Genomic DNA, 12,320 nt, shown 5'->3' on the forward strand with positions numbered 1-12,320 from the left:
CTGATTTTTTAATTAAATCGTGTTTAAAGCGTAAACTTACCCAGTAAATCCCTTAAAATATTCGATTCTTTATTTAAACCGTTACAAAGCTGCTCTGACTTTTTCATATTTTCTTTGGTTTGCTCTGCCGAATCGGAAATCATCACAATATTTTGGCTAATTTCTGAGGTTGCTAGTGTTTGCTCTCGCGTTGCAGTAGCCACTGAGTTGTTTAACTCGCTTAGTATTACAATTTCCTGTGAAATACCATTTAATGTATGGCCGGTTTCTTTTAAGCGCTCGGCATTTTCTAGGGTGTTTTTGCTGCCCAATTCAATCGCTGTTACCGTGCTTGAAGCTTTAGCATTTAACGAATCAATCATCTCATTAATTTGCTCCGTAGACTCCGCGGTACGTTGCGCAAGCGTTCTTACTTCGTCAGCAACTACCGCAAAGCCACGGCCCTGCTCACCCGCTCTAGCAGCCTCAATAGCCGCATTTAACGCCAATAAATTAGTTTGCTCGGAAATCCCTTTAATTACATCCAATACATGAGAGATTGATTTAATCTCTGTCGAGAGTTCTAACACCGAGGCCACAGAGTTGGCCATTGACGCTTCCAGTTGTTCCATTTGTTTAATCGTGCTTTGCACAAACTCAACCCCTTTGTGCGTCGTTTCTTCGGTTTTAGTAGCAATATCTGCTGCATTACTGGCACTACCAGAAATATCCTGAACCGTAACCTCCATTTCATTAACGGCTGCCGCCACCGCTTGCGTACTCGATGATTGCACTTCAGCTAAATTTGCCGCACCTTGCACTTGCTCAAGCACATCTTGGGAAATACCTTTAACATGAATTGCCGACTCAGAAACCTGTTTGAACATATAATGTAACTGCTCTAAAAACAGATTAAACTTAACCGCTAAGTCTGAAATTTCATTATTATCATCAGTAGGGAGTCGCGCTGTTAAATCGCCATCTTTTTCTGTTAACGCATTCACTGCTGCAGTAATGTTTTCGATTGGCCTAAATATTTGCCCTACCAACACGCGTGCTGACGCTAAACCTACAAGCGCAATAATTACACCAAAAATGATATTAGTATTAATAGCACTATTAATTGCGCCATATAATTGCTCTTGGGGAATTTCAGCAACTAGATGCCAACCTAATGAGTTTACAGGCGTACTTGATACAACATAGTCATCACCATCAATTACTTTACTTTGAATTGCCCCATTTTTAATCGGCGCCAAGTCAACAGATTGCCCTATTTTAGTTTTATTACCATGCAGCATAATCTCGCCACTACCAGAGACCAAATAAACAATGCCGCCCTCACCTATCCTATATTCACTTATGAGATCCACCATAGAATCGAGCGAACGCCCAATCCCAGCAATTCCTTGTCGTTGCCCATCAAGCTCAATGGCATAATTAATAAATACCATCACCTCAGAGCTGCCTTTATCTATGTCGAGCGCTACTTCAAATGATCTATCCGATGCTAAAAAAGCATCAAACCAAGTATCACTACTGTCTATTTGCCTAGAAATACCTTCATCGGTGTAATAGTTACGGGAGTTTTTAGAAATAATATATGCGTTACTGGCTTGGTTTTTATCTTTTATATGTTTGAGGTAATCAATAAATTTACCTCGGCTTTGCGCATCTTCATTATTATTCATCCATTGCTGCACAAATAAGTTTTGCGCTATTTCTTTGCCTACAACAATAGGTGTAGAAAGTTCCAGCTCTATTTGGCTTTTAACCTCACTAAGCGCAGTCGGTAAATCTACTTTTGCTAGTTTTTCTTCTGTATTTGAGCGAATACTATTGGAAAAGATGAGAGTAGATATTGCTAAAGGAGCAGCAACAGCCAGAATAAGGCTGAGGTATACTTTTCGTTTTAATAACATAGAACACCTAAGGAATAACTAAGCAGTATTTTATATACTGCACACAATTAACAGTAGCGACATTAAAGGGCATAAAGTAAAGATTTTTATAATAAAACCCTATAACACTTTAATAGTAGATTCAACTGTGTTTATTGCAATGTATTCAATAGAATTAATACAGAAATCAGTGCACTGGTGAAAAACACGATAGAAATAACAAAAGCGAATTTTATAAACTAAGAAAATGAGTTTTAATGTACTTGGAAAGCGTGTAAAAGTGGTGGCCCCTCCCAGACTCGAACTGGGGACCTAACGATTATGAGTCGTGTGCTCTAACCAACTGAGCTAAGGGGCCATTTTTGTATAACTGTAAGCAGTTAATTTTTTGAAGCGTTTAGCCACAGAGCGACTAAAGCGGGTTGCAGTATAAAAAGTTTTTAGGGGCTTGTCACTAGCAAAAAGCTTTATTTTAACAATCAAAGGGCTAACTGCTCAAATAGTAAGCTTTTAGATTTATTGATGGTGACGTTGAGGAAACGAACTCATTAAATAATAGTAGTCTGAGTAACTAATACACGTACCTTACGATGGCAATTAGCAACTCAGTATTAAATGTATTACTGCGATAGGGTGTTATTTTTTGGCGATAATATAAATCGCATGTATTAATCCAGGGAAATAGCCGAGTAAGGTTAGCAAAATATTTAACCAAAAATGCATCCCTAGTCCTACCTGTAAAAACACACCCAGTGGTGGTAATAAAATAGAAAAAATAATTCTAATGATATCCATAATTTAATCCTTATAATGTTAGCAAAACAAAAAGCCCAGCAGGGCTGGGCTTTAGTATAGTGTATTATTCTGCAATAACAGTTAATTCATCCACTACCTTGCGAACATCTTCAGCGTTTTTAGCAATTTCCATCGCTAATTGCTTTTCAGCATCAGACTCAACTGTACCTTTTAGAGTTACCACTCCATTATCGGTATCAACATCAATGTCTGTACCACCTACTTCAGAATCAAATAAGTAACGTGTTGTAATCACTGTAGTGATTTTAGCATCGGTTAAATCACTTTCAGTGTCGTTACCCATCATTTTAGAGTCATGCTTCTTCATGTCGGTGTTTTTTACCACAGTTAGACTGTTTTCAACGTCAGTTACACCATCTAGGCTTAGCACGAGTTCTTCAGCAAGCTCTTTATCTAATTCGCTGTTTACTTTACCTGTTAGCATTACCTTGCCGTTTTTTACGTCCGTGTTGATATCAAAGTTATTTAGATTGGTGTTCATAAGCAATACTGTTTCTGCTTTCCCATCAATCCAAGCATCTTTGCTTTCGTTTTCCCAACTGCTTGCCTGAGCGCCCATTGCGGTTGTTCCTAATACTAGGGCTGCAATCATAGACTTATTAAATGTTTTCATAATCGTTCTCCTTTTGATTAAAGACACTTAAGCTAATGCGAGCATCGGGCCAACATTTTTTAACCTTTAATTTCAATAGGTTATTTTAAAATAGTAGATATTGGCTTAAACCTACTAAGTAAACATTTACAGACTATTGCGTAAAAGTTTCTCGAATAGCGAAACTTACTAAATAATTGTATATTTGGTTAATCTGTCGTTAATATAATAAAGAATCAAAAACCAAAAATCATAAACCACTGAATTTAAACAATTTAGTATTTGGTATAAGGCTTGCTTTGAAATAACCAGCAACCATAAAAGGATAATTTAAATGTCTGTTAAAATTGAAGACCGCCCTATTGAGCAAGTTCGTGAGCAAGTGATTGATCAGCTCATTTATAACTACAGCCATGGTGTTATTTCTGTAGAAGCATTTGAAAGGCGCTTAGACGACGCCATGGCAGCGAGTGACAATAAAGCACTTATGGATCTCGTTGAAGATTTAACCTTAAATACTGACCAGCAATATAAGGCGCAAAAGCACTCTCAATTTGCACCTAATTATAGCGCGCAGCATGAGACTGATGAAGAGCCACTTACATTAAGAAGCATTCTTGGTTCGAGTGAACGAAGCGGCCAATGGGTAGTTCCTCAAAACATTTACATAGAAAACTACATGGGGTCAGTCAATCTTGATTTTACGGATGCTATTTTTACCCACCAACATGTCACTATTCACGTTAATTGTTATTTTGGCAGCGAAGAAATATATGTACCAGAGCACGTTAATGTAGTTTCTAAAATGTTTTGTATTTTAGGCAGTTTTGAAAATAAAACAGTGTCACTAAATAAGCGCCAAGGGCCAACGATTCACATTGAAGGAAAAACTGTTTTAGGCTCTGTGGAAGTTAAAGTTAAACGCACTATTAAAGAAAAATTTATTAACTTTGCAAATGATCTAAAAACTCAACTTGGCATGAATGGTAAACATTATTAAATATGCTAAACATTGAATGAAGCCATAATAGTTGGCTTCATTCATATTATAAGTCGTTATTTCGTTCACTAGGTACATCACTCATGTACTCTACAAACTCAACCTCAAACCCTGCAGGGTCAATATAATAAAATTTTTTTCTAAATGGATTTACAGCACCTTCTTTACTTATTGCAAAGCCCGCATGTTTTAGGCGCGCTATTACTGCATTTAAGTTATTGGTTACATAGGCAAAGTGTGCCAAACCAACTTGATGTCCTGATAGGTCGCAGTTCCCCCTTCCCCCCCCACTTCTAATTGACCAATAGGGAAACGCTGTTTGGTAAAATTTAAGCATGGCGTTTATGTCACTAACAACTAAATTTACGTGTTCTAATTTCATAACTTTCTTCCTATTAATTGAATATAGAACATCATAAAACCTCAAGTTAACTTTAGGTAAAGCGCTAATTTACAAATTTATTGCCTGTTTTCATTCCAATAAATATATTGAAAGATCATGCCTGTACAAAAAACACTCACAAGTATTTAGGCTTTATGGTTTACTTTATGGCAAAAACCGCTAAAATACGCCGGCTTAAATATATAAACGTTCTTTTACAACCCAAAGGTAATACCATGCATCCAATGTTAAACATTGCGGTTCGCGCTGCGCGTAACGCAGGCAAGCTTATTCTTCGTGCAAGTGAAGACTTATCAAAAGTTGAAGTGCAACAAAAAGGCACTAATGATTTAGTTACGAACATTGATAAAGAAGCCGAAGCCGTAATTCGTGACACTATTTTACGTTCTTACCCTGATCACTGCATCGTTGGTGAAGAGTTAGGCGAACACAAAGGTAAGGATGCTGATTACCAATGGATTGTTGACCCACTTGATGGCACAACTAACTTCATCAAGGGTATCCCTCATTTCGCAGTATCTATTGCACTTAAAGTTAAAGGTCGTTTAGACCAAGCCGTAATTTACGATCCAATTCGAGGCGAACTTTTCACCGCTTCTCGTGGTCAAGGCGCACAGTTAAATAGCAAACGTTTACGTGTATCTAAAACGGTTGAACTTGCAGGTTCTATTCTTGCAACTGGTTTCCCTTTCAAACAAAAACACCACTTAGATGCCTATTCTGAAGCGTTTAAAGCATTATTCGTACATACCGCTGATATTCGTCGAGCAGGTTCTGCAGCACTTGATATGGCGTATGTTGCAGCGGGTCGTGTTGATGGTTTCTTTGAAATTGGTTTAAAACCGTGGGATACAGCAGCAGGCGAGCTATTAGTTAAAGAAGCTGGCGGCATGGTTGTTGATTTTGCTGGCGGTAATAACTACAACGTGAGCGGTAACGTTATTTGTGGTGCACCTAAGCTAACACAAGCGATTGTTCGTGAAATGCGCCCAGTATTATCTGAGTCGTTATTACGTTAATCGTAATACCGCACTTAAAAAAAGGAGCCTAGGCTCCTTTTTTGCTTTTTGTTAGCCACTTTTTTACTATTGGATAAACGCACAACAACGGGTGCTGGCCTTTTTCGATTACAAATAAATAAGTAGCTGTGACGATAACGTTTTGCTTTTTTAGCATCTGTGGCTAATGCCGCTACTTGATGGCTATTTTTACACTGCTGCAGATCCGGCTCAACTAAACCTATCGATAGTGTAAGTAAAAGTACAAACTGCTTTTCGCTCTCTCGATTAGTTGTCCAATACCCTTTTTCAGCAATATGCTCTGGCGTAAAAAATACGCATGACTGCAGTTTAAATTGCGTAATAATGGTATTACAAACCTCCACCGCATCTTTTTTTTCAAACACCACCATAAAGTCATCGCCACCAATATACCCGACAAAGTTAGCGCTGTGCGCACACGCTTTTACAGTCACATCGGCCAGAAGTTTTATCACGCTGTCCCCACTGGCGTAACCATACAAATCGTTAAATTGTTTAAAATGATTTAAATCGATATAGGCTAGTGAAAATGGCTGTTTATGTTGCAGACGCTGCTCTATTATTTCATTAATTGCCACATTACCCGGTAACATGGTTAGAGGGTTAGCATGTTGGGCGTGGCTAATAGGCTATTAAAGAGATGTCGAGTCTATTAGCGATATCCCAAACGGTTTCGTTTCGGAATAAACTCATTCCAATTACAGACCACATAATAGCTTCTAGCGGTAATCGCCTTTTACGCACAGTAGCAACACCTGCATGTTTAAATGCTTGTTCAAGAATATCAGGGTCAAGACCCTGTTTAAGTTTATCTAGTGTATGTACATCATTTAAAAATGAAGACATGTTATCGAAGTGCTGAATGAGAGACATAAAAAAATCCGATATTATTTCTAATATCGGATTTTGAAGCCATGGAAAGATCAGTCAAGTGATCATAAAAATATTCTTAACTGATCTGCATTACTCACAAGGAGCGGCTTTTTAAAAAGGATAATTTAATCTCAATTAAGGCATTGAGTCTAAATCGGCACCTTCTTTTTCAATCACCTCTGGTATTAAATCTTCTTTACTTACGCCCATGGCAATAGCCACCGAGCTGGCAACGTAAACTGAAGAATAAGTACCAATAAATACACCAAATAATAATGCGGTAGCAAAGCCATGAATAGTTTGGCCGCCCCATACAAAGAGTGCAATCAATACTAAAATAGTGGTAATTGATGTAACTAAAGTACGATTAAGTGTTTGCGTAAGTGACAGGTCAATAATTTCAATGGTGTCGTCAATACGTACTTTACGGAAGTTTTCACGGATACGGTCTGATACAACAATGGTATCGTTTAGTGAGTAACCTATCACGGCAAGTATTGCAGCCAAAATAGTTAGGTCAAACTCTAAACCAAGCACCGAGAATAAACCAATCGTAATGATTACATCGTGTAATAGTGCCCCCACTGCACCCACAGCAAAGCGCCATTCAAAGCGAAATGCCACGTAAATTAAGATACATATAAGCGCAGTTAACATGGCAAGGCCACCCTGCTCTTTTAAGTCTTCACCTACACTTGGGCCTACAAACTCAATACGGCGCATTACTACGCTATCATCAGCTTGTTTAAGGGCAGCAATTACTTGGTTACCAATCACTTCTGCTTTTACATCATCACCGCGAGGGGCTAAACGGACCAGTATTTCTTGGCTTGAGCCAAAAAGCTGTACCGATGCATCAGCAAAGTCGTTTTCGGCCAGTACATTACGTACTTTTTTCAGATCGGCAGGTTGTGAAAAACCTACCTCAACTGCTGTACCGCCGGTAAAATCTAAACCGAAATTTAAGCCTTTAACAAAAAGTGACGCCAGCGACGCTATGATTAATAACGTAGAAAAGCCCATTGCCACTTTTCGAAGAGACATGAAACGAAGGGTTTTTCCGCCCAATCTTAAAATTTGCATGTCTGCTCCTTAAATTGAAAGTTTATCAACACGTTTACCACCAATAAATAGGTTGATCACCGCACGGGTACCTACAATTGCTGTAAACATAGAGGTTAAAATACCAATTGCTAGGGTTACCGCAAAGCCTGCAACAGGACCGGTACCAACAGCAAACAAGATAATCGCCGCAATTAATGTGGTGATATTGGCATCAAAAATAGTACTAAAGGCGCTATCGTAACCAAAATGAACCGCTTGTTGAGGGCTGCGGCCATCAGCGAGCTCTTCACGAATACGCTCAAATATAAGTACGTTCGCATCAACAGCCATACCAACGGTTAGTACAATACCTGCGATACCGGGCAGGGTAAGCGTTGCACCTGGAATTAACGACATTACACCAATAATAAGCACTAAGTTGGCAGCCAGTGCGATATTCGCAACAAGACCAAAACCTTTGTAGTAAATAAGCATAAAGGCCAGTACAAATGCAAAACCTAAGGCTACAGCGGTCATACCCGCTTCAATGTTTTCTTGACCTAGGCTTGGTCCAACCGTTCGTTCTTCTACTATTTGAATAGGCGCAACCAGTGCACCCGCGCGAAGTAGTAAACTTAAGTTATGTGCTTCAGCGGGGTTATCAATACCGGTAATACGGAATGAACGGTCAAGACGCGCTTGAATGGTTGCTACGTTAATCACTTCTTCCACTTTAATTGGTGGAAGTGCTTTACCTTCGCTATCTTTTTTACCCGATGGCTTGTACTCAATAAACACGGTAGCCATACGTTTACCAATAGCGCGTTTGGTGAAGGCATTCATTTTTGCCCCACCTTTACTATCGAGTTTAATGCTTACTTGTGGACGCTGGTACTCATCTGCACCTGACTGCGCGCCAGTAATATGGCTGCCTTCAAGAATGATGCGTTTTTTTAGTACCACAGGATAACCATCACGGCTCATGATCATTTCAGTGCCCGGAGGGATACGACCTTGAGCAGCGGCGCTTATATCAGCATTTTCGTCAACTTCACGAAACTCAAGTGTGGCCGTTGCACCTAAAATTTCTTTAGCGCGAGCGGTATCTTGAATCCCTGGTAATTGCACAATAATGCGTTCAGCACCTTGGCGCTGTACGTTTGGCTCTGCAACCCCAATTTGGTTGATTCGGTTACGAATAATCGTTTCGTTTTGCTTGATAGCATAGTCACGAATTTCTTTTAGCTTTAGCTCACTCATAGTGACAAAGAATGCGTTATCGTTACTACTATCATCAATGTAAACGTTTAATGGGTAACGGCTTTCTAAAAAGCGCTCTGCAGCGTCTTTATCTTCTTCGTTACGCATTTCTACACGCATACGCTCAGAGCCAGCTACACGGCGCACACTACGATAACGTAGCTTTTCTTCGCGCAGGTCGCTACGAAAATCTTGCTCCATTTGCTCAAGCTGATTATCAACCGCAGTGACCATGTCGATTTCCATGGTGAAATGCACACCACCACTTAAATCTAGGCCCAACTTCATAGGGTTACCGCCAAGCGACTTTAACCAAGCCGGTTGTGCAGGAGCCATATTAATCGCTGAGATATAATCACTACTAAGCGAGTTACGCAATAAGTCTTGCGCTTTTAGTTGATCTTCAACATTTTTAAAACGAACAAGAATTTGCCCATCTTCAAGCTTTGTCGATTTAGCGCTTACGTTATCTTTTTTGAGGATTGCGTTTACTTTGTCTACAACACTGAGGTCAACATCGGTGCCTTTAGCGCCAGAAACCTGTATGGCCGGATCGCGGCCATACAGGTTTGGTGAAGCATATAAAAGGCCAATGGCTAACACAGCTAAAACAAGTAAATACTTCCAAATTGGAAACTTGTTTAACACGGGGTCGTCCTTATTATTTTTATAGCGACTTCATTGTGCCTTTAGGCAATACAGCAGATACTGCTGATTTTTGTACTGTTACTTCTGCTTGCTCATTTAATGAGATCACGATGAAGTCTTTATCTTCAGCAATTTTTACGATTTTACCTACTAAACCACCTTGGGTTAGCACTTCATCGCCTTTTGCCATCGCGCTCATTAAGCTTTTATGCTCTTTTACGCGCTTTGCTTGCGGGCGGTAAATTAAAAAGTAAAAAACCAAACCAAAAATCGCTAACATAATTAGCATTTCCATACCGCCGCCTGCTGCAGGTGCGCCAGCGCTGGCATGTGCGTTTGAAATAAATAAACTCATAATACTTCCTCTTTAATTTTTAAATTTTAATTTGTTGTATCAGCTAGCTCTGGCACTTCTTGCCCTCGGCGAGCGTAAAAATCGTGTACAAATGCCTCTAGTTGACCTTCACTGATAGCATTACGCAAACCTTCCATAACACGTTGATAGTATCGTAAGTTATGGATAGTGTTTAGTCGTGCGCCAAGAATTTCGTTACATTTGTCTAAATGATGCAAATAAGCACGCGAATAATTCTTACAGGTATGGCAATCACACTCTGGATCAAGTGGGCCAGTATCTGTTTTATGCACTGCGTTACGGATTTTTATGATGCCAGTAGTAATAAATAAGTGACCGTTACGTGCATTGCGCGTTGGCATTACACAGTCAAACATATCTATACCACGGCGAACCGATTCAACTAGGTCTTCTGGCTTGCCAACACCCATTAGGTAACGCGGTTTGTTTTCTGGCATTTTATAAGCACAATGATCAAGAATATTAATCATTTCATGTTTAGGCTCACCCACCGATAAACCACCGAGTGCATAACCATCAAAACCAATTTCTTCAAGGCCCGCTTGTGACTGTGCACGAAGCTCAGGATACATACCGCCTTGAATAATACCAAACAATGCTGATGGGTTGTCGCCATGCCCTTCTTTTGAACGCTTAGCCCAACGAAGAGAAAGCTCCATAGAGTCTTTGGCTTCTTTTTCGGTGGCAGGATATGGCGTACATTCGTCAAATATCATCACGATATCTGAGCCAAGATCACGCTGCACTTCCATTGACTTTTCTGGCGACATCATAATTTGGTCACCATTTACAGGCGATTGGAACATCACGCCTTCTTCAGTGATTTTACGCATTGCACCAAGGCTAAATACTTGGAAACCGCCTGAGTCAGTTAAAATTGGGAAGTCCCAATTCATAAAGTCGTGTAAATCACCATGCTGTTTAATGATTTCAGTACCAGGGCGCAACATTAAGTGAAATGTATTGCCCAAACAAATTTGTGCACCGGTTGCTTTTACTTCATCAGGTGTCATACCCTTAACCGTGCCGTAAGTACCTACAGGCATAAACGCTGGTGTTTCTATTACACCTCGATCAAAAATCAAGCGGCCGCGGCGCGCTTTGCCATCAGTGCAGTCTAATTCAAATTTCATAATATCCTCTGTGTCGGAAAAACAGTCCAACAAGCTATAATTTAACCGCTCGATTCTACCCTTTTTACCACCCTATTACTATTAGCAGTGAGAAATTCACTATGCTTAGGAGTAAAATAAAAACCGATAAAGCTGAGAATTATTTACGGGTCAAAAACATCGCATCGCCATAGCTAAAAAAGCGATACTGTTGTTCAATCGCCGTATTGTAAGCGCCCATAATGTTGTCTTGCCCTGCAAAGGCACTAACTAACATGATCAGAGTTGATTCGGGTAAATGGAAGTTAGTTACCATGGCATCAACAACGTTAAATTGATAACCCGGAAAAATAAAGATATCGGTATCGCCAAAGTAAGTATCTAGCTTGCCGCCATGTATTTTTGCGGCTGACTCTAGTGATCGTACTGAAGTTGTACCTACTGCAATCACACGCCCGCCTTTGGCTTTAGTACTGGCAACCGCATCAACCACATCTTGTGGCACTTCAATATATTCTGAGTGCATGATGTGCTCATCAACACTTTCTACCCTAACTGGCTGGAATGTACCTGCGCCAACATGCAAGGTAACAAACGCCATTTGTACGCCTTTGTCTTTAAGCGCAGTCATAAGTTTATCGTCAAAATGAAGACCTGCCGTAGGTGCAGCAACAGCGCCTGGCTTTTCGCCATATACTGTTTGGTATCGCTCTCGGTCCGCTTCGTTATCTGGGCGGTCAATATAAGGAGGAAGCGGCATGTGGCCCACATCATTTAAAATATCGAGCACATTTTCACTGCGGTCAAACTCAAGCTCAAATAAGGTATCATGGCGTGCCACCATAATAGCTTTTGCTTTGCCCTCTAAAATGAGTACATTACCTGGCTTTGGGGATTTACTCGCACGAATATGCGCAAGAACGCGGTGTTCATCTAATACACGCTCTACCAGCACCTCAACTTTACCGCCTGATTCTTTTTGACCAAACATACGCGCAGGTATTACTTTGGTGTTGTTAAAAACCAATAAGTCGTTTTCGTTAACCAGTTCAAGAATGTCACTAAATATTTTATGCTCAACAGCACCGCTCGGCCCATCTAAGCTCAATAAACGGCTACTGGTTCTGTCTGCTTTAGGAAAACGAGCAATTAATTCATCAGGTAAGTCAAAGCTAAAATCAGCTACGCGCATTGTTAGAATTCCACATCATTTAAAATCGCGCCAAGTGTATACCCAAACCACCTCAAAATGCGAGTTTCAGTTGGAATTAAAAGC

The 12,320-nt window shown here is 40.1% G+C and carries 12 protein-coding genes, 1 tRNA gene and 1 pseudogene; 2 read left to right on the forward strand and 12 right to left on the reverse strand.

All coding sequences use genetic code 11. From position 1 onward, the window contains the following. Nucleotides 1–23: 23 nt before the first annotated feature. The 4 genes from MTN96_RS20340 to MTN96_RS20355 form a co-directional block, all read right to left on the reverse strand. Nucleotides 24–1,901: a methyl-accepting chemotaxis protein gene (locus MTN96_RS20340; RefSeq protein WP_248532631.1), complete on the reverse strand. Its 1,878-nt coding sequence runs from the start codon at nt 1,899–1,901 to the stop codon at nt 24–26. Nucleotides 1,902–2,161: 260 nt separating this feature from the next. Further along, a tRNA-Ile gene (locus MTN96_RS20345) sits at nt 2,162–2,238 on the reverse strand. Nucleotides 2,239–2,516: 278 nt separating this feature from the next. After that, the gene (locus MTN96_RS20350) at nt 2,517–2,675 is read right to left on the reverse strand and encodes a YqaE/Pmp3 family membrane protein (protein ID WP_008466367.1); all 159 of its coding nucleotides are present in this window, start codon (nt 2,673–2,675) and stop codon (nt 2,517–2,519) included. Nucleotides 2,676–2,739: 64 nt separating this feature from the next. Continuing rightward, complete coding sequence (locus MTN96_RS20355; protein WP_036980268.1) at nt 2,740–3,309, reverse strand: BON domain-containing protein; 570 nt, start codon at nt 3,307–3,309, stop codon at nt 2,740–2,742. A gap of 313 nt (nt 3,310–3,622) precedes the next feature. On the opposite strand from MTN96_RS20355, the gene MTN96_RS20360 reads away from it, so the two are divergent. Beyond that, nucleotides 3,623–4,288 (forward strand): LiaF domain-containing protein, encoded by a 666-nt coding sequence (locus MTN96_RS20360; protein ID WP_036980269.1) that lies wholly within the window; start codon nt 3,623–3,625, stop codon nt 4,286–4,288. 46 nt (nt 4,289–4,334) lie between these two features. On the opposite strand, the gene MTN96_RS20365 is transcribed toward MTN96_RS20360, so the two are convergent. Next, nucleotides 4,335–4,670 carry a VOC family protein gene (locus tag MTN96_RS20365; protein WP_248532632.1) on the reverse strand — a complete coding sequence of 112 codons (336 nt, stop codon included), beginning with the start codon at nt 4,668–4,670 and terminating at the stop codon, nt 4,335–4,337. A gap of 236 nt (nt 4,671–4,906) precedes the next feature. Between MTN96_RS20365 and suhB the strand changes: the two genes are divergently transcribed. Then, nucleotides 4,907–5,710 carry an inositol-1-monophosphatase gene (gene suhB, locus MTN96_RS20370; RefSeq protein ID WP_069439886.1) on the forward strand — a complete coding sequence of 268 codons (804 nt, stop codon included), beginning with the start codon at nt 4,907–4,909 and terminating at the stop codon, nt 5,708–5,710. 14 nt (nt 5,711–5,724) lie between these two features. Here suhB and MTN96_RS20375 read toward each other — a convergent pair. From MTN96_RS20375 to queA, 7 genes and pseudogenes are all read right to left on the reverse strand, one after another. Further along, a pseudogene (locus MTN96_RS20375) lies at nt 5,725–6,357 on the reverse strand (GGDEF domain-containing protein); the annotation flags it as partial. Next, entirely contained in the window at nt 6,353–6,604 is a 252-nt protein-coding gene (locus MTN96_RS20380) for a transposase domain-containing protein (protein ID WP_076921875.1), read from the reverse strand. The pseudogene MTN96_RS20375 and the gene MTN96_RS20380, both read right to left, overlap by 5 nt. 135 nt (nt 6,605–6,739) lie before the next feature. After that, entirely contained in the window at nt 6,740–7,687 is a 948-nt protein-coding gene (gene secF / locus MTN96_RS20385; protein WP_013465987.1) for a protein translocase subunit SecF, read from the reverse strand. 9 nt (nt 7,688–7,696) lie between these two features. Continuing rightward, nucleotides 7,697–9,556, reverse strand: coding sequence for a protein translocase subunit SecD (gene secD / locus MTN96_RS20390; protein ID WP_069439798.1), 1,860 nt, complete (start codon nt 9,554–9,556; stop codon nt 7,697–7,699). 19 nt (nt 9,557–9,575) lie between these two features. Continuing rightward, nucleotides 9,576–9,911: a preprotein translocase subunit YajC gene (gene yajC / locus MTN96_RS20395; protein ID WP_010391747.1), complete on the reverse strand. Its 336-nt coding sequence runs from the start codon at nt 9,909–9,911 to the stop codon at nt 9,576–9,578. Between the two features lie 26 nt (nt 9,912–9,937). Then, on the reverse strand, nt 9,938–11,065 hold the full coding sequence (gene tgt, locus MTN96_RS20400) for a tRNA guanosine(34) transglycosylase Tgt (protein WP_036980274.1): 1,128 nt from the start codon (nt 11,063–11,065) through the stop codon (nt 9,938–9,940). A gap of 139 nt (nt 11,066–11,204) precedes the next feature. Beyond that, the gene (queA, locus tag MTN96_RS20405; protein ID WP_008466350.1) at nt 11,205–12,236 is read right to left on the reverse strand and encodes a tRNA preQ1(34) S-adenosylmethionine ribosyltransferase-isomerase QueA; all 1,032 of its coding nucleotides are present in this window, start codon (nt 12,234–12,236) and stop codon (nt 11,205–11,207) included. Between the last annotated feature and the right edge of the window lie 84 nt (nt 12,237–12,320).

The organism is Pseudoalteromonas sp. 2CM28B (assembly GCF_023161935.1).

Coding starts and splice junctions, on each gene's coding strand:
- MTN96_RS20365 (WP_248532632.1), bottom strand. CDS start 4,670: ATGAAATTAGAACACGTAAATTTAGTTGTTAGTGACATAAACGCCATG.
- yajC (WP_010391747.1), bottom strand. CDS start 9,911: ATGAGTTTATTTATTTCAAACGCACATGCCAGCGCTGGCGCACCTGCA.
- MTN96_RS20350 (WP_008466367.1), bottom strand. CDS start 2,675: ATGGATATCATTAGAATTATTTTTTCTATTTTATTACCACCACTGGGT.
- tgt (WP_036980274.1), bottom strand. CDS start 11,065: ATGAAATTTGAATTAGACTGCACTGATGGCAAAGCGCGCCGCGGCCGC.
- MTN96_RS20380 (WP_076921875.1), bottom strand. CDS start 6,604: ATGTCTCTCATTCAGCACTTCGATAACATGTCTTCATTTTTAAATGAT.
- MTN96_RS20355 (WP_036980268.1), bottom strand. CDS start 3,309: ATGAAAACATTTAATAAGTCTATGATTGCAGCCCTAGTATTAGGAACA.
- MTN96_RS20340 (WP_248532631.1), bottom strand. CDS start 1,901: ATGTTATTAAAACGAAAAGTATACCTCAGCCTTATTCTGGCTGTTGCT.
- queA (WP_008466350.1), bottom strand. CDS start 12,236: ATGCGCGTAGCTGATTTTAGCTTTGACTTACCTGATGAATTAATTGCT.
- MTN96_RS20360 (WP_036980269.1), top strand. CDS start 3,623: ATGTCTGTTAAAATTGAAGACCGCCCTATTGAGCAAGTTCGTGAGCAA.
- suhB (WP_069439886.1), top strand. CDS start 4,907: ATGCATCCAATGTTAAACATTGCGGTTCGCGCTGCGCGTAACGCAGGC.
- secF (WP_013465987.1), bottom strand. CDS start 7,687: ATGCAAATTTTAAGATTGGGCGGAAAAACCCTTCGTTTCATGTCTCTT.